The organism is Flavimaricola marinus (genome assembly GCF_900184895.1).
Lineage (GTDB): Bacteria > Pseudomonadota > Alphaproteobacteria > Rhodobacterales > Rhodobacteraceae > Flavimaricola > Flavimaricola marinus.
The window spans coordinates 85,224-103,616 of sequence record NZ_FXZK01000003.1 but is presented as its reverse complement, the minus strand read 5'-3'; the positions used below and the strand labels follow the sequence as shown (position 1 = coordinate 103,616).

The 18,393-nt window shown below is 64.2% G+C and carries 8 protein-coding genes; 4 read left to right on the top strand and 4 right to left on the bottom strand.

Annotation, left to right across the window (positions count from 1 at the left end):
- Positions 1-115: 115 nt before the first annotated feature.
- Entirely contained in the window at positions 116-8,959 is an 8,844-nt protein-coding gene (locus tag LOM8899_RS09370) for a Hint domain-containing protein (RefSeq protein ID WP_093991957.1), read from the top strand.
- Between the two features lie 102 nt (positions 8,960-9,061).
- Here LOM8899_RS09370 and LOM8899_RS09365 read toward each other — a convergent pair whose 3' ends face one another.
- Entirely contained in the window at positions 9,062-9,841 is a 780-nt protein-coding gene (locus LOM8899_RS09365; RefSeq protein WP_093991956.1) for a gamma-glutamyl-gamma-aminobutyrate hydrolase family protein, read from the bottom strand.
- 99 nt (positions 9,842-9,940) lie between these two features.
- On the opposite strand from LOM8899_RS09365, the gene LOM8899_RS09360 reads away from it, so the two are divergent.
- The gene (locus LOM8899_RS09360; protein WP_168770512.1) at positions 9,941-11,188 is read left to right on the top strand and encodes a cytochrome P450; all 1,248 of its coding nucleotides are present in this window, start codon (positions 9,941-9,943) and stop codon (positions 11,186-11,188) included.
- 4 nt (positions 11,189-11,192) lie between these two features.
- On the opposite strand, the gene LOM8899_RS09355 is transcribed toward LOM8899_RS09360, so the two are convergent.
- The 3 genes from LOM8899_RS09355 to LOM8899_RS09345 all read right to left on the bottom strand — a co-directional run bounded on the left by LOM8899_RS09355 (position 11,193) and on the right by LOM8899_RS09345 (position 14,758).
- Positions 11,193-12,242 (bottom strand): alpha/beta hydrolase, encoded by a 1,050-nt coding sequence (locus tag LOM8899_RS09355; protein ID WP_093991954.1) that lies wholly within the window; start codon positions 12,240-12,242, stop codon positions 11,193-11,195.
- Positions 12,243-12,399: 157 nt separating this feature from the next.
- Complete coding sequence (locus LOM8899_RS09350; protein ID WP_093991953.1) at positions 12,400-14,538, bottom strand: malate synthase G; 2,139 nt, start codon at positions 14,536-14,538, stop codon at positions 12,400-12,402.
- A gap of 79 nt (positions 14,539-14,617) precedes the next feature.
- Positions 14,618-14,758: a DUF2256 domain-containing protein gene (locus LOM8899_RS09345; protein WP_093991952.1), complete on the bottom strand. Its 141-nt coding sequence runs from the start codon at positions 14,756-14,758 to the stop codon at positions 14,618-14,620.
- Between the two features lie 96 nt (positions 14,759-14,854).
- Between LOM8899_RS09345 and pepN the strand changes: the two genes are divergently transcribed.
- The gene (pepN, locus tag LOM8899_RS09340) at positions 14,855-17,404 is read left to right on the top strand and encodes an aminopeptidase N (RefSeq protein WP_093991951.1); all 2,550 of its coding nucleotides are present in this window, start codon (positions 14,855-14,857) and stop codon (positions 17,402-17,404) included.
- 116 nt (positions 17,405-17,520) lie between these two features.
- Entirely contained in the window at positions 17,521-18,387 is an 867-nt protein-coding gene (locus tag LOM8899_RS09335; RefSeq protein WP_093991950.1) for a lysophospholipid acyltransferase family protein, read from the top strand.
- The last annotated feature ends 6 nt before the right edge of the window (positions 18,388-18,393 follow it).

The window sequence follows — 18,393 nt, the reverse complement described above, 5'->3', positions numbered from 1 at the left end:
CCCAGAGCCTTGGATAGTCCTGAATTTGGAAACATCCGTATGAGGCTCACCACGTGTGCGCCGAAAAGAGGGTATCGGGCGGCAAAGACCGCCGGGCAAAAGAGCAGGTTTGACAATGGCGCAAGGGTATCTGGTCGATCTGGCCGATGGAAAACTGGATGCGAACGACTCAATCGCTCTGGCGATGCTGGGGTTCAATCCAGACAGCACCCTCGGCACCGGCACATGGACCTTCAGCGGCGTCGACAACGGCGTGACCGTCACCGATCAGGTCGCCACCGGCACTTATGTGCTGGGCACCGACGGCAATGTCTACTTCGTGCCGGACAGCACCACCATCGAAAGCGTCAGCAGCGCCAGCGCCACCAGCGTGCCCGCCTATGACAACGACATCTTCGGCAGCGCCGGCGATCAGACGCTCGGCGGCTCCGGCCAGTCCGAGACGATCTATGGCGGCGCCACCACCAGCCCCACAGGCACCGGCGCCGACACCATCGCGGCAGGCGACGGCAACGACACGGTCTATGGCGGCGACGGCGACGACGTGATCGCCGGCGGCGGCGGCAACGACAGCATCCTCGGCGGCGACGGCGACGACACGATCCACGGCGACGAGGCCACGGCGACGACCAGCAGCACCGAAACGCTGCAATGGGTCACCGGCGGCACCCCCAACGGGACGAACCTCGCCGGCGGCTTTACCCAAGACACCGGCGGCATGAACGTGACCGTCAACTTCAACAACGACGGCGGCAATACCGGCGTCGTGGCCTCCAACGCCACGCAATATGTCGGGGGCGAAAGCCTGAGCACAAACTCGGGCGTCAACCTCAACGGCGGCAGCTTCGGCGGCAACGTGACCGCGACTCTGGTGTTCAACGCCGACGACGGGGCCAACCTGTCGGACGAAGTCGAAAACGTCGTGTTCCTCGTCAACGACATCGACGCCGGCTCGCACCAGGATATCGTCACGGTCAACGCCTATGATGCCGACGGCAATCCGGTCGCCGTGACCATCACCATTCTGGGTGACGACAGCCTCAACGGGCAGACGGTCACCGGCGCAGGCTCCGGCTCTCAGGCCGACGCGGGCGGCTCGATCCTCGTCGAGATCGCAGGCCCGGTCCATTCGGTCGAGATCATCTACGAGAACGGTGGCAACTCCGGTCAGGCGCTCTGGATCACCGACGTGCAGTTCGACACCGTCCCCGCCCTAGACGGCGACGACGAGATCGACGGCGGTGCGGGCAACGACACGATCTTTGGCGACGCGGGCGACGACGTGCTGCTCGGCGGCAGCGACGACGACCAGATCGACGGCGGCACCGGCAACGACAGCATCTATGGCGGCGACGGCAACGACAGCGCCACCGGCGGCGAAGGCGACGACTACGTCGAGATGGGCAGCGGCGACGACAGCTTCGGCGATTTCAGCACCGACGCGGGCAACGACACGATCTATGGCGGCGACGGCAACGATTCGATCGTCGGCGGCGCGGGCAACGACACCGTCTTTGGCGACGCGGGCAACGACGACCTGACCGGCGGCTACGGCGACGACACCATCTATGGCGGCACCGGCGACGACTGGATCTCCGTCACCGACGACCACGACAGCAGCCAGGTCTTCGGCGGCGAAGACATCGGCGGCGGCGATACCGACACGCTTGGCTTCTACACCTTCGCCACCACTTCGGGCGTGGATATCAGCTACACCGGCTCCGAAGCAGGCAGCTTCGACTTTCTAGGCTCTGCCGCCACCGGCAGCTTCGCCGAAATCGAGCATGTGCAGACCACCGACCAAGACGATATCGTCGACGGCGCGCTCGGTTCGGGGATCGACGTCAGCACGATGGGCGGCGACGACAGCGTCATCGGCAGCAGCGGCGCCGACACGATCTCGGGCGGCACCGGGGCGGATACGATCAGGGGCGGGCTCGGCGCCGACGTGATCGACGTCGGGGCCGACAGCGACGTCGACATCCTCGTGCTCGGCTCTGGCTTCGGGAACGATACGGTCACGAACTTCGCGGCCCCCATCGACAACGGCGACGGCACCTTTACCGGACAGGATCAGCTCGACACCTCGACGATGCAGTCCGCCGACGGGCTTCCGGTCTTTGCCGAACAGGTCGTCGTGGGCAACGACGGATCGGGCAACGCCCTGCTCACCTTCCCCGACGGCAGCACGCTGACTCTCGTCGGCGTGGCCGAGGCCGACGTGAACAGCCTCGACGCGCTGATCGCGATGGGGCTGCCCGACGGCGACGGGGTCATTCTGGGCACGGGTGCCGCCGATACGATCAACGCAGGCTCCGGGCCGGACGCCTCGGGCGACGTGATCGACGGCAACGACGCCATCCTGGCCGGGGACACCGGCAACGACGATCTGGTCTATACCGGCAACGGGCGGGACACGATCGACGCGGGCACCGGCAACGACGAAGTCTACTCCGGGGCCGATGCCGACAGCGTGGCTGGCGGAACGGGCGACGACAGCCTCTATGGCGGCGCCGGGAACGACGTGCTGCAAGGCGACGCCGGGCTTGATCTGGCCTATGGCGGGCAAGGCAACGATACGCTCTTCGGCGGCGCGGACAGCGACACGCTGTTCGGCGACGACGGGTCCGACACGCTCTACGGCGGCACAGGCAACGACAGCCTGTCCGGGGGCGAGGCGGGCGACAGCATCTTCGGCGGCGACGGCGACGACGCGATCAATGCAGGCGACGGCGAAGACAGCGTCTGGGGCGATGCAGGCAACGACACCATCACCATCGGTGAAGGCGACAACGTCGTGCGGGGCGGCACCGGCAATGACACCGTCATCGGCACCAACGACGGGCGCGACCTGATCTATGGCGACGACGGCGACGACAAGCTGAGCGGCGGCACCAACGACGACAGCATCTATGGCGGCGCAAACGCCGACTCCATCGGCGGCGACGACGGCAACGACCTGCTCGACGGCGGCGACGACAGCGACGCGGTCTATGGCGGGGCCGGCAACGACACCATCGAAGGCGGGCGCGGCGATGACACCACCTTCGGCGGCGACGGCAACGACATCATCAACGCAGGCTCCGGCACCGATACGCACTACGGGGAAAGCGGCGACGACATCTTTACCCTCGGCAACGATCTGGGCGGCTTCGGGGCGGACTCGATCTTTGGCGGAGACACCGGCGAGACCTTCGGCGACACGCTCGACACTACCGCGCTGACCTCGGATCTGCAGATCTTCCTCTCCGGGCCGGAGATGGGCTCGATTGCGCAGGGGCGGTCCGATCTGACCTTCTCCGACATCGAGATCCTGAGCCTCGGCGCAGGCAACGACTTTGTCATGGGCTCGTCCGGGGCGGATACGGTCTATTCCGGCGCGGGCAGCGATATGATCATGGGCGGCGCCGGAGACGACCGGATCGATCTGGGCGGCGCCGACGGGGCGGTCGACTTCATCGGGCTTCAGAACAACGACGGCAACGACGTGGTCAGCGGCTTCGAAGGGCCGATCGACAACGGCGACGGCAGCTTTACCGGACAAGACCAGATCAACGTCAGCGGGATCACCGTCGCCGGTCGGCCGATCACCGTCGATGACGTGGTGGTCACCGACGACGGCTCGGGCAACGCCGTTCTGACGTTCCCCAACAACACATCGGTGACGCTTCTGGGGATCGCGCCCAGCGCCGTCTCCAGCCCCGAGGCGCTGCACGCCATGGGCATCCCGATGCTCAACTACACCGTTGACGGCACCTCGGGCGACGACTTCATCGACGATGGCTACACCGACGATCCGAATGGCGATGTCGTCGATGGCAACGACGCGCAGGACGGCTCGAACGACGACGTGATCCTGGGCAACGACGGCAACGACGAAATCTTCGGCGGCTTTGGCAACGATACCGTCTACGGCGGCAACGACAACGACACCGTCATCGGCGAAAGCGGCAACGACGAGCTTTACGGCGATGACGGCGACGATTCCGTGAATGGCGTCGACGGCGACGACACGCTCTTCGGCGGCGCCGGCAACGATCTGCTGGAAAGCGGCAGCGGCAACGACGAGACCCACGGCGACGCGGGCAACGATTCCATGAACGGGGATCTGGGCAACGACACCGTCTTCGGCGGCGACGGCGACGACTATGTGCGCGGCTCGTTCGGCAACGATACGGTCTATGGCGGCGAAGGCGACGACTACGTCTGGGGCGGCTATGGCGACGACATCCACGTCGTCGAGAACAATTTCGGCAACGACACCTACTTCGGTGACAGCGAAGACGAAGTCCTCGGCGATACGCTCGACCTCTCCGCCGTCACCGACGATCTGAGCCTCGACCTCACCGACGGCGGCTCGGAAAGCGGCAGCTTCACCGACGGCACCTACACCGCCACCTATACCGAGATCGAGAACATCATCCTGGGCAGCGGCACCGACACGCTGATCCTGGGCGAGCTCTCCGGGCCGGATTCGGTGATCGGCTTTGCCGGGCCCATCGACAACGGCGACGGCAGCTTCACCGGACAAGACCAGATCGACGTCAGTAGCATCACTTCCGACGGGACGACCCCGGTCAACGTCAATGACGTGGTGGTCAGCGACGACGGCAACGGCAACGCGGTGCTCACCTTCCCCGGCACGGCGGTTCTGACGCTCGTGGGGGTCAGCCCTGCCGATCTGAGCACGCCCGCGGCCCTCAACGCCATCGGCATCCCCTATTCCGACGGCACCGTGTCGGGCGGTGAATTCGGCGACCTGATCGACGCGGGCTACATGGGCGATCCCGGCGGCGACGTGGTCGACGGCGGCGATGCGCACCTGCCGGGTGCCGCGGCCAACGACGACATCATCGAAGGCAACCTCGGCGACGACACCATCCGCGCCGGCGAAGGCGACGACGTGCTCTACGGCGGCGAAGGCAACGACACGCTCGAAGGCGAAGCCGGCAACGACACGCTCTACGGTCAGGAAGGCGACGACCTGAACTACGGCGGCGCGGGCGACGACGTCATCGAAAGCTTTACCGGCAACGACACCGCCTATGGCGATGCGGGCAACGATTACATCGACACCGGCACCGGCAACGACATTCTGTTCGGCGGCGACGGCAACGATACGCTTCTGGCAGGCTCCGACGCGGGCGACGACTCGCTCTTCGGCGGCGCGGGCAACGACGATCTGTCCGCAGGCGGCGGCAACGACACGCTTTATGGCGGCACTGGCGACGACACGATGTATGGCGCCGAGGGCGACGACATCTTCGTGCTCGAAGACGGCTTCGGCACCGACAGCATCGACGGCGGCGAAGGCACAGAGACCAGCGGCGACGTGCTCGATGCCAGCGGGCTGACCAGCGGCGTCACGGTGGATCTCGAAACGCTCCAGCCGTTCAACCCCGAGATGGGCACCCTCACATCGGGCGGAAACACAGCCACCTTCACCAATATCGAGGCGCTGAACCTGACGGGGTACGCCGACAGCGTCATCGGCTCTGGCGGGGCGGATACGGTCGAACTGGGCATGGGCGCAGACACCATCGACGCCGGCGCGGGCGACGACGTGATCAGCCTCGGCAGCGACGGCTTCGGGTCTGCGGACGGCGATCAGGACGTCGTGGTGTTCTCCGACAACGACGGCTCCGACGTCATCTACTATTTCGAAGCGCCCACCGACAACGGCGACGGCACCTTCACCGGCAACGACCTGCTCGATGTGACGGCACTCACCTCGGACGGGGGGACCACGCCAGTCACCACCTCCGACGTGACCGTGGGCGACGACGGGTCGGGCAACGCGGTGCTCAACTTCGTCGGCGGCGAAAGCGTCACGCTCTTCGGCATCGCCCCCTCGGTGTTCAGCAATCCGGCGGCACTCGAGGCGATCGGGATCCCGGTCGGCAACGACGGCACCGTGCAAGGGACATCGGGCGACGACGACATCGACATCTCCTATACCGGCGATCCCGAAGGCGACAAGATCGACACCTCGGATGCCACCGCGCCGGGCGCCGCGCCCAACGATGACATCGTCATCGCAGGGACCGGCAACGACACCGTCTCCTCCGGGAACGGGAACGACGAGATCTACGGCGGCGACGGCAACGACACGGTCTACTACGGCACCGGGTCCAACACCGTCTACGGCGGCTCCGGCAACGACTACATCGACGACGAAGTCGGCTCCAGCAACAGCGGCGACGACACCGTCTTTGGCGGCTCGGGCGACGACACGATGTATACCGGGCTCGGCAATGACAGCCTGTCCGGGGACAGCGGCAATGACGTGCTGCACGGCGAAGACGGCGACGACAGCCTCGCAGGCGGGGCGGGCAACGACCAGCTCTTCGGCGAGGCGGGCAACGACGCCCTGCGGGGCGGCTCGGGCGATGCGATCTACGGCGGCGACGGCGACGACAGCATCCTGATCGACGCCAGCGAAACCGACGGCTCCGGCGGCTTTACCTCCGGGATCACCGTCGACGGCGGCTCCGGCGGGTCCGACAACGACACGCTCGATCTCAGCCAGTTCGCCTCCTACAGCAATCTGGTGCAGACGCTGGACGCGGACGGCAACAGCTATTCCGGCAGCGTCGAGGTGACGGACGGCTCGGGCAACACCAAGACGATCACCTTCACCGAAATCGAAAACCTGATCATCGACGCCGACGGGACGGTCACCGGCACCGCAGGCGACGACTTCCTCGACGCCACGAACCACGTCGACCCCGACGGCGACCAGATCGACAGCAACGACGCGATCTTGCCCGGTGAGGCCGGCAACGACGACCTCGTCTATGTCGGCGCAGGCAACGACACCGTATTCGCGGGCGAAGGCGAAGACGTCGTCTACGGCGGCGCAGACAACGACGAGCTCTACGGGCAGGCCGGCAACGACGTGCTCTACGGCGAGGACGGCGACGACAGCCTCTACGGCGGCGGCAGCGACGACAGCCTGTTCGGTGGCGCCGGCAACGACCATCTGGTCACCTCGCTGGGGGCCGACGTGGCCTACGGCGGCGCGGGCAATGACAACCTCGCCGGCGGCTCCGACAGCGATACGCTCCACGGCGACGCGGGCGACGACGAAATCAACGGCGGAGGCGGCAACGATACGATCTACGGCGGCGACGATGCCGACACGATCTCTGTCAACGGCGACGACTGGGGCGACGACCTCGTCGTCGGCGGCCAGGGCGGCAACAACTACGACACGCTCGATCTGAGCTTCGCCACCAACCCCGTCTCGGTGCTGTTCACGGGCGAAGGCGCAGGGGTCGTGACCGATCTGGTCAATGGCAACACCATCACCTTCTCGGAAATCGAGCAGCTGATCCTGACCGATGGTGCCGACGTCGTCGATGCCAGCGCCGACAATGGCTACACCTATATCCAGACGCTCGACGGCAACGACAGCGTGCTGGGCAGCGACGGCGACGACGTCTTCGACGAAGAGATCGGGATCGGCACCGGGCTGGACGGGCAAGGCAACGACACCTTCTTTGGCGGCGCGGGCAACGATGAAATCTGGGCCGGCAACGACAACGATACGCTCTACGGTGGAACGGGGAACGATACGCTCAGCGGTCAGGAGGGCGACGACACGCTCTTCGGCGGGGCGGGCAACGACATCCTCGACGGTGGCGACGGGCGCGATGCCTTCATCGGTGCCGACGACATGGGCAACGATACCATCGTCGGCGGATCGGGCGGCGACGATTTCGACCTCGTCGAGCTCGGCGCGATCAACACCGGCGTCAACGTCACCTATTCCGACGACGAAGACGGGACTTTCAATTTCGGCATCTCGTTCAACACCTTCGACGACGTCGAAGCCTTCAACCTGACCGACAGCAACGACACCGTTAACATGGCGGCCGACTCGGCGGGCGGCTCGGTCTTTGCCGGGGCGGGCGAGGATTCACTGCTCGGCGGGTCCGGGGATGACAGCCTGCTGGGCGGTGCCGGAAACGACGAAATCGCAGGTGGGACAGGCAACGACTACCTCGACGGCGACGGCGACGACGACACCCTGTTCGGCGGCGACGGCAACGACGTGGTGGTCGGAGACACCGGCAACGACACGCTCTTTGGCGGGCGCGGCGAAGACCAGCTCTTCGGCGGTACCGGCAACGACACGATCAACATCGCAGACGGCGACGATGCCTACGGCGATGACGGCGACGACATCTTCATCCTCGAAGACCTGGTCGAGACGTCCAATGGAACCATCACGGTCGATGGCGGCTCAGGCGGCGAAACCAGCGGCGATACCCTGCAACTGGGCACGCTGGCGGACATGTCGACGCTGGTCACCGTCGATGACGGGTCGGGAAGCAAATCCGGCTCGGTGCTGCTCGATGACGGAACGCTGCTCACCTTCAACGAGGTCGAGAACATCATCTGCTTCACCCCCGGCACCAAGATCGCCACGCCGCGCGGGGCGCGGGCCATCGAAACGCTGGAGATCGGCGACATGGTCGTCACCCGCGATCACGGCTTGCAGCCGATCCGCTGGATCGGTCAGCGCACAGTGCCCGCCATTGAGAACTTTGCGCCGATCCGGATTCGGCCGGGCGTCGTGACCGGGCTGGAAAGCGATCTTCTGGTCTCGCCACAGCACCGGATGCTGTTCCAAGGCTACCGGGCGGAACTGCTCTTCGGCGAAAGCGAAGTGCTCGTCGCGGCCAAGCATCTGGTCGACGGGCGCGACGTCACGATCGAAACCGGTGGCGAAGTCACCTACATCCACATGCTGTTCGACGACCACGAGATCGTCTTTGCCGAAGGGGCCGCCACCGAAAGCTTCCACCCCGGCGAAATCGGCCTGTCCGCGGTGACGAAGGCCGCCCGCGAAGAGCTGTTCACGCTGTTCCCCGAACTGCGCGCCCTACCCCGCAGCTACGGCAAGACCGCACGCCGGTGCCTCAAGAAACACGAGGCGGCGCTGATCCTCTGATCTGGCGCTCCCACAGAACGACAAAGGCCACCTCAGCATGTGCGAGGTGGCCTTTTCGTCTGTATCGAGCAGAAACCGCGCCCCAAACCGGGGCAGCCGCCGTCAGGCGCTCATCCGAACCGGGCCGGCGCGGCGGGCAACCGACCATGCGCGGGCGGCATCGCCGAACGCAGTGAACAACGGACGCGACACCGGATCGGCGGCCGCATTCCACTCTGGATGCCATTGCACCGACAGGGTGAATCCAGGGGCGCCGTCGATATAGATCGCCTCGGGCGTGCCGTCAGGGGCATGGCCGTCGATCTTCACACGCGGACCCGGCACCTTGATGCCTTGCCCGTGCAGGGTGTTGGTCATCACCTTGGTCGAGCCCATCAACCGGTGAAACGGGCCACCCTCGGTAAAGGTCACTTCGTGGCGCAGGGCGAACTTCTCCTCCTGCGTGCCGTCCGGGGGCATCCGGTGGTTGTCACGGCCCGGCAGATCGCGAATCTCGGGATAGAGGCTGCCGCCCATCGCCACGTTCACCTCTTGGAATCCGCGGCAAATGCCCATCAGGGGCTGGCCCCGCTCGACACAGGCGCGGACGAGCTCGAGCGCCAGCGCATCGCGGCCACGGTCGAAATCGCCATGGGCCGGGGTCGGCGGCTCGCCGTATTCGTCGGGATGCACGTTGGCGCGACCACCGGTCAGCAGAATGCCGTCGACCGAGTCCAGAAGATCGGGCAGATCGACGAGATCGGGATCGGCGGGGATCATCAGGGGCAGGCATTGCGACACCTGCGACACCGCCTCGGCATTGATGATGCCGCTGGCATGGGCCGGGTAACTCTCGTTGATCAAAATGGAGTTGCTGATAATGCCGATGATTGGACGGGCCATGCATTTCCCCTTCTTTGTGGCCTCAATATAACGCCGAGACTGGCATGAAAAGGTTACTTCCGGCAGGCAATGCCAAGATGCGGTGCAAATGCCATAATATTGAGCAGCTTGACGGCATGGGGGCAAAGAACCGACAGTCCGGCTATGCAGCTCGATCTGACAGACCCGGCATTCCTGACCGACCCCGACGAAACGCTGTCGAGGCTGCGGGCCGAAGGCGGGCTGGTGCGGACGCGGATTCCGCTTATCGGGCAGGTCTGGCTGACGACCACCGACGCCGGAGCGCGGGCCTTGCTGAAATCGCCCGACCTCTTCGTGCGCGATTTCGGGACGGTCGGGGGCAAACCGCTCAGCGCCAAGTTCTGGTGGTTGCCGGGGTTCATGAAACCGCTGCTCGCCGGCATTTTGGGGCAGGACGGAGCCGACCACACGCGGCTGCGCGGAATGGTCGACAGCGCCTTTGCGCGGAGCTCGATCGACGATCTGCGGCCAAAGCTGCGGTCAATCGCGGACACCCTGCTCGACAGCGCCGATCCGGCAAAGCCTTGCGACATCGTCAGCCGCTATGCCAGGCCGCTGCCGCTGACGGCAATCTGCACGCTGCTCGGCGTGCCGGAGGAGGATCAGGGCAAGGTCGCGCATTGGGTCTCCCCCGTATCGGGGCCGGTGACGCCGTGGGGGATCGCCCGCGCCCTGCCCGGCCTGTGGCGGCTGACGCGCTATTTCCGGGCGGATTTCTCGGCACAGAGGGCGGCACCGCGGCCCGGCCTGATCGGCGATCTGGTGCAGGTCCGCGACGGAACAGACCGGCTCAGCGACGACGAACTGCTCGCGATGGTCGTGGTGCTGTTCATCGCCGGACACGAAACGACGGTGCACCTGATCAGCAACGCCCTGCACAGGGTGCTGCAAGACGACGCGCTGCGGCAGGGGCTGATCGCGGCCCCCGAAACCGTCGGGCTGCTGGTCGAAGAGGTGTTGCGCCACGACAGCCCGGTGATGATGACAAAGCCGCTCTTTGCCACCCGCGACACCACGTTCGAGGGTCAGGCGCTCAAGGCCGGCGATCAGGTGGCGGCGCTGCTGATCGGGGCCAACCACGATCCGGCGCGGCATTCAGAGCCCGCGGCCTTCACCGCAGACCGACGCCCCAACGCGCATCTGGGCTTCGGCACCGGGCCGCATGTCTGCCTCGGGATGCAACTGGCCCGCGCCGAGGCGCAGGTCGCCATCACGACGCTGCTCGACCGCTATCCGCAAGCGCAACTCGACGGCGCGGCGCAGCGGCTTCGGCGGGTCGGGCTGAACGGGTTCAGTAAACTACCGGTGCGGCTCGCCCCGAAATAGCGCCCTAGCCCGCCAGATGGGCATGAAGGGCGGCATCGAATGGGCCGGGCTGCTCCAGATACGGCGAATGGCCGCAATCGGACAGAACCACGCGGTCGACCTTGGCGCCATTCGCCTCATAGGCGGCCAATGCGGCTTCGGTCTGGGCGATCATCGGCTGCGGCGGAAACACCTCGTCGCCGGGCCAGCCGGGCACGGCGCCCGCCTGCCCCAAGGTGCCCAAATCGAACAGCGACGCATCCGAGCAGATCGGATCGTCGGCACCCCGGATCCACAGGATCGGCGGCGTGTTCGGAGCGCGGGTAAAGGCCAGCGGGTCGGTCTGATAGATCGGTGCCATCCCGTTGATCGCACCAAACTTGCCCGGCGCGACGGTGGGCCAATTCTCGGACGGGGCGGCATCGCCGGGATAGGCCTGCGGGCCGGTCTGCTGGGCCAGAGCCGAAGCAAGGATGTCCTCCATGCGCTCCGGCACGAAGGGCGGCTTCCAGACATAGGTGTTGAGGATGGCGCGCGGATGAAACGGGGTTTCGTCGCCGGTGGCTCCTTCGGCAAGCAGCTTGGCAAACTCCGGGTTCACCGCCCCCGCCCCGCTGCCGGCATTGTCCGGGAAACAGGGGGTGCCGTCGGCCTTGCACGCGCCAAAGCCATAAGGCGACGACGGGGCCACCTGCACCATCGACAGCACGCGGTCCGGGTGATCGGCCAGCATCTGCCACAGAATGCCGCCGCCGAGCGAATGGCCCACCATATGCGCGGCGGAAATATCCATCTCATCCATCAGCGCCGCCAGATCGTCCGAAAAATCGCGCAGGCCACGAGTGGCGTCGATCAGCGCCGCCGGATCGGCCTCGCCATATCCGCGCAGATCGGGTGCTATCGCGCGAAACCCCGGCGGCAGGCGCAGCATCGTCTCTTCCCACCACGTCGCGGCGGACAGGTTGCCGTGAACGAACAGGACAGGGACACCGGCCGGGTCTCCGGGGGTCAGAACACGGGTGGTCAGGCGAGGCGTGGTGACGGTTTGGGCTTGGGTGATGACGGGCAAGGGCATGGTAAAAAACGCGATCCCAATATGGTTGGCTCACCAACAGCTTATCGGATCGCCCGCTGAATTAAAGGGGCGGATTTGGCCACCGACACCGACGCGATACCGACGTCGCACCGACGGCAGACCGCAGCCGATTTCGGCCCGTTAACCTCTTTGCGACTCAGGCGGATTTGTATTCCAGCCTGCGCGCGTGCAGCACCGGTTCGGTATAGCCCGAGGGCTGCTCGCGGCCCTTGAAAACAAGGTCACACGCGGCCGCAAAGGCGATCCCGTTATAGCCGGGCGCCATCGGGGTATAGGCCGGGTCGTCCGCGTTCTGACGGTCCACAACGGCGGCCATCTTGCGCATCGCCTCCATCACGTCGGTTTCCGAAACCACCCCATGATGCATCCAGTTCGCAATGGCCTGAGCCGAGATGCGGCAGGTCGCGCGATCCTCCATAAGCCCTATATCATTGAGGTCCGGCACCTTCGAACAGCCCACACCCTGATCGATCCAGCGGACCACATAGCCCAGAATGCCCTGCGCATTGTTCTCCACTTCGCGGGTGATCTGGGCCGGTGTCCAGCGGCGATAGGAGGCCAGCGGAATGTCGAGGATCGCGGTCACATAGGCGCGGCGGCCACCCGCTTTGAGCCGCTTCTGGACGGCGATCACATCGACCTTGTGATAGTGCAACGCATGCAGCGTCGCCGCCGTCGGGCTCGGCACCCAGGCGCAATTGGCACCGCTGCGCGGGTGCTCAATCTTTTGTTCAATCATCGCTGCCATCATGTCAGGCATCGCCCACATGCCTTTACCGATCTGCGCTTTGCCCATCAGGCCACATTCCAGACCGATATCGACGTTCTGATTCTCGTAGGCCGTGATCCACGATTTGCGCTTGATGAAATCCTTGCGGCTGAACGGGCCGGCTTCCATCGAGGTGTGAATCTCGTCGCCCGTGCGGTCGAGAAACCCGGTGTTAATAAACGCGACCCGATGTCTGGCCGCGCGGATGCATTCCTTGAGGTTGACGGACGTGCGCCGCTCCTCATCCATAATGCCAATCTTTACAGTATGTTGCGGCAGCCCGAGGAAGGCCTCGACGCGGGTCATCGTCTCGTCGGCAAAGGCCACTTCGTCGGGCCCATGCATCTTGGGCTTCACCACATAAACCGATCCATGCAGCGAATTGCCGCCCTCGCGCTTGAGGTCATGCATCGCGATCAGGGTCGTCACGGCAGCGTCCATCAGCCCCTCGAACACCTCGTTGCCGTCGGCGTCGAGGATCGCGGGGTTGGTCATCAGATGCCCAACATTGCGGATCAGCATCAGCGCCCGGCCCTTGAGTTTCAAAGGCTTACCATCGGGCGCCAGATAGTCGAGATCGTCGGCAAGGACGCGGGTCATCACCTTGCCGCCCTTCTCGAAGGACGCCTGCAAATCGCCCTTCATCAGGCCCAGCCAGTTGGAATAGGCCTGCACCTTGTCCTCTGCATCGACGCAGGCGACGGAGTCCTCGCAATCCATGATCGCAGACATCGCGCTTTCCAACCGCACATCGGCCAAGAGTGCACGATCGCGGCTGCCGATCGGGTGGGCCCGGTCGAAAATCAGCTCGACATGGAGGCCGTGGTTGACCAACAGGATCGCATCCGGCGCCCGCGCGGGGCCGCGGTAGCCCGCGAATTTTTCGGTCGTTTCCAGCGGCTTGTCGTCGATCATCAGCGCACCGTTCTGCACCGAATAGCGCGAAACGTCGCCGTGGCTGGCCCCCTTGATCGGGAAGGCATCGTCCAGGAACACCCGCGCCCGCGCCACGACGCGCGCGCCGTGGCCCCGGTCATAGCCACCCTTTGGCGGGGTCACCCCCATCGCATCGGTGCCGTAAAACGCATCGTAGAGGCTGCCCCACCGGGCATTCGCGGCATTGATGGCAAAGCGGGCGTTGGTAATGGGAACAACCAGCTGCGGGCCAGGCACGGTCGCGATCTCTGGATCGACATTCGCCGTATCGATCTGGAAATCCTCCCCTTCCGGCACGAGATATCCGATCTCCTTGAGAAACGCCAAATAGGCATCCGGGTCGTGGGGCTGCCCTCTGCGGGCGATGTGCCAGTCGTCGATCTGGCGCTGGATCGTGTCGCGACGGGCAAGTAAATCCCTGTTGACCGGGCTCAGGTCAGAGACAAGCGAGGCGAAACCCTCCCAGAACCGGTCGACTTCCACACCCGTTCCCGGCAGCGCCTTTTGCTCAATGAAGTCAGCCATTTCCTTGGCGACCTGAAGGCCTGCCCGTGCCACGCGATCCGTCATTTTGCTTGTCCCCCTGATCGAGAAATTCCTCGGCTTGCGAAAGACATACGCCACGCCACCAACGGGAGCAACACGGCCGCTATCGCCCGGCGCGGCAGCGGTCCGAGCAATAGCGAACCTGATCCCAGACCTTGGCCCACTTGCGCCGCCACACAAAGGGACGACCGCAGGTCTGGCAGGTCTTTTGCGGCAGATCGGATTTCTTGCGCATCTTGGTCATGGGGCTGAGCTAGAGCGCAGCCCTCTGGCCGCAAGGGGAGCTTGTCGTCCGATCAAGCCCGCCCTACCTTCCGATGACCCCAAGAAAGGCTCCGAGATGAACGACGCCAGCCCCCAGACCATCTACCTCAAGGACTACACCCCGCCGGCCTATCTGGTCGAAACGGTAGAGTTGACCTTCCGGCTTGCCCCAGCAGCGACGCGGGTCGTTTCGCGGATCAGCTTTCGACCCAATCCCGATGCGACCACCAAGGATTTTGTCTTGCACGGCAGTGACATGTCTCTGCTTTGGGCCAAGATCGACGGCGCCGAAATCACGCCCTCGATCAGCGCCACCGGCCTCACCTGCGAGGTGCCCAATGCGCCGTTCATTTGGGAAGCCGAGGTCGAGATCGCCCCTGATGCCAACACCGCGCTGGAGGGGCTCTATATGTCGAACGGCATGTATTGCACCCAATGTGAGGCAGAGGGATTTCGCCGGATCACCTACTATCCCGACCGGCCCGACGTGATGGCGGTATTCACGGTCCGGATCGAGAGCGATCTGCCCGTGCTGTTGTCGAACGGCAACCCCACAGGCTCCGGCGAAGGCTGGGCCGAGTGGCATGATCCCTGGCCGAAGCCTGCCTATCTGTTCGCCCTCGTGGCCGGCGATCTGATCGCTCATACGGGCAGCTTTACGACGCAATCTGGGCGCGATGTCGCGCTCAACATCTGGGTGCGAGAGGATGACATCGGCAAATGCGCCTTCGGGATGGACGCCCTGAAAAAGTCGATGCGTTGGGACGAAGAGGTTTACGGCCGCGAATATGACTTAGACATTTTCAACATCGTTGCCGTGGATGATTTCAATGCCGGCGCGATGGAAAACAAGGGCTTGAACATTTTCAACTCCAGCGCCGTTCTGGCCAGCCCTGAAACCGCGACGGATTCCGATTTTGAGCGGATCGAGGCGATCATCGCCCACGAGTATTTCCACAACTGGACCGGGAACCGGATCACTTGTCGTGATTGGTTTCAGCTCTGCCTGAAGGAAGGTTTGACCGTTTTTCGCGATCAGCAATTCACCGGCGATATGCGCGGACACGCGGTCAAGCGGATCGTCGACGCCATCGACCTGCGGGCCTTTCAGTTTCCAGAAGACAACGGCACGCTGTCGCACCCCGTGCGGCCCGAAAGCTTTGTCGAGATCAACAATTTCTACACCGCGACCGTCTATGAGAAAGGCGCCGAGGTCATTGGCATGCTCAAGCGCCTCGTGGGCGACGCGGCCTACCAGAGCGCACTCGATCTCTACTTCGACCGGCATGACGGCGAAGCGGCGACCATCGAAGACTGGCTCGCCGTGTTCGAGGACAGCACCGGCCGCGACCTCGCCCAGTTCAAACGGTGGTATCAACAGGCCGGCACGCCTCGCATCACAGTGACGGACAGCTTCGTCGACGGAACCTACACCCTGCATCTGGCGCAAGAGACGCCTTCCACGCCCGGCCAATCGGTCAAGCACCCCTTCGTCATCCCGGTTGCCGTTGGGCTGCTTGGTCAAAACGGGCAAGAGGTCGTGCCGACCACTGTTCTGGAGTTGACGCAAGCAGAGCAGAGCTTCCACTTCGAAGGGCTTTCGGGCCGACCGTTGCCCTCCATCCTGCGCGGATTCTCCGCTCCGGTGATCTTGAAGCAATCTCAAACCGGGGCCGAGCAGGCGTTCCTGCTCGCGCACGACACCGATCCGTTCAACGCATGGGAAGCCGGGCAAAACCTCGCGCGGGCTGGCTTGACGGCGATGATCCTTGATGACGCGAAGCCTGACCGCGCGTTCCTCGACGCGCTCAGGCTGGCCATCGCCGACGAGGAGAAGGACCCGGCGTATCGCGCAATGCTATTGGCGCTCCCCTCTCAAGAAAACCTCGCTCAGGCGCTCTTCGATGCTGGTCACACGCCCGATCCGGACCGCATCTACGCCAGCCACAAAGCCTTGCGTGAGGCAATCGCGAACCATTGCCAAGCGATTCTGTCCCGGCTCTATGATGAACACCAATTGACGGGACCATTCTCGCCCGATGCTTCTGCCGCGGGGAAACGCGCACTGACCAATGCGGCGCTGAGATATCTCAGCCTGTCCGATGGTCCGTCCAGAGCTCAGGCCCAGTTCGATACAGCCGACAATATGACGCAGCAATTGGCCGCCTTGTCCGCCCTCCTGTCGATTGACGCCGGACGCGACGCACTCTCTGCATTTGAGGCGCATTGGTCAAAGGACCGCCTTGTGATGAACAAGTGGTTCGCTCTCCAAGTCGCCTCGGCCGAACCGGAAAATGCGGTCGCCGTCACCGAGGCGCTCACACAACATCCTGCATTCAATTGGAAAAACCCAAATCGCTTCCGTTCCGTCGTCGGTGCTCTGCCACGCAATCAAGCGGGCTTTCACCGCGCCGATGGAGCGGGCTATCGGCTCTTGGCCGATTGGCTGATCCGACTGGATGCCATGAATCCAATGGTCGCTGCACGCATGACCACGGCCTTTCAGACGATGTCCCGCTGGGACGCCGGGCGGCAGGCGCATATGCGCGACGCCCTGCGCCAAATTGCTACAGCTCCCGGCTTGTCACGAGACACGGCGGAAATGGTCGATCGACTGCTGGGATAAATGCAACTCAGCCGGCTTTTGCCGAAACCTTTGCAGTCTGTTATGGTCAACTTGTGGGAATCCTGCTCATAGAGCAGTGTCAAAATTACGTGATTTAGAAATTGTAGTGGCCCGGAATGAAAGAACGCATTGATCCCCTGATTTCGGAGCGCGCTCCTTGGCTATTTGCCGAAAAGCCCTGGGCGAAACCGGCACGTAACGTTCTGAACTGGTCGCTTTCCTATGGTCGGACGGTTGAGCTGGCCGAGCAATTTCGCGATGCGCCGACGTCCGAGATCATGTGGAAGATGGCGGAGCTATTGGCCCGTGATGTATCGGTCACGGGGCTGTCGAACATCCCGCGTCATGGCCCGGCAATGATCGTCTGCAACCATCCGACGGGCATCGCAGACGGCATCATCCTCTGGCACCTCTTGGCTAAAGAGCGCCCGGATTTGTTCTTTTACGCGAACCGCGACATCCTGAGAATTCTCCCTCAGATGGAAGACATGATCGCCCCGGTCGAATGGCGCAAGGACAAGCGTAGTCACGGCAAGACCCGTGAGACGATGGCCTTTACGCGCAAGGCCGTCGAGGACGGCCGCATGGGTGTGATTTTCCCGTCCGGTCGGCTGGCAAAGCGTCGCGGGTTGCGGCTCTACGAGCGTCCGTGGATGGCGTCCGCTGCCATGTTGGCGCGTAAGTTCGAGTTGCCTGTGATCCCGGTCAACCTGCGCGCCCGCAATTCGGCGCTGTTTTATATCCTCGACCTCATTCATCCGACATTGCGGGACATTACCCTGTTTCATGAGACCTTGAACAAGTCGCGCCAGCCATATCTGGCAACAGTTGGTGAGCCGATTTCGCCCGCTTCTCTGCCCGCCTCCTCCGAGCAAGGGATTGAGATGTTGCGCAAGGCCACGCTTGCTCTCGGCGGGCGTGACGCCCCTACGGTCAGCCTTGTTCGGGCGACACGGTCTCCCTTGTCGCTCACCAGACCCTGACGTCCG

What these genes read in the sequence shown, in the direction of transcription:
- LOM8899_RS09370 (WP_093991957.1), top strand. Translation starts at nt 116, where the DNA reads ATGGCGCAAGGGTATCTGGTCGATCTGGCCGATGGAAAACTGGATGCG.
- LOM8899_RS09365 (WP_093991956.1), bottom strand. Translation starts at nt 9,841, where the DNA reads ATGGCCCGTCCAATCATCGGCATTATCAGCAACTCCATTTTGATCAAC.
- LOM8899_RS09350 (WP_093991953.1), bottom strand. Translation starts at nt 14,538, where the DNA reads ATGACGGATCGCGTGGCACGGGCAGGCCTTCAGGTCGCCAAGGAAATG.
- LOM8899_RS09355 (WP_093991954.1), bottom strand. Translation starts at nt 12,242, where the DNA reads ATGCCCTTGCCCGTCATCACCCAAGCCCAAACCGTCACCACGCCTCGC.
- pepN (WP_093991951.1), top strand. Translation starts at nt 14,855, where the DNA reads ATGAACGACGCCAGCCCCCAGACCATCTACCTCAAGGACTACACCCCG.
- LOM8899_RS09345 (WP_093991952.1), bottom strand. Translation starts at nt 14,758, where the DNA reads ATGACCAAGATGCGCAAGAAATCCGATCTGCCGCAAAAGACCTGCCAG.
- LOM8899_RS09335 (WP_093991950.1), top strand. Translation starts at nt 17,521, where the DNA reads ATGAAAGAACGCATTGATCCCCTGATTTCGGAGCGCGCTCCTTGGCTA.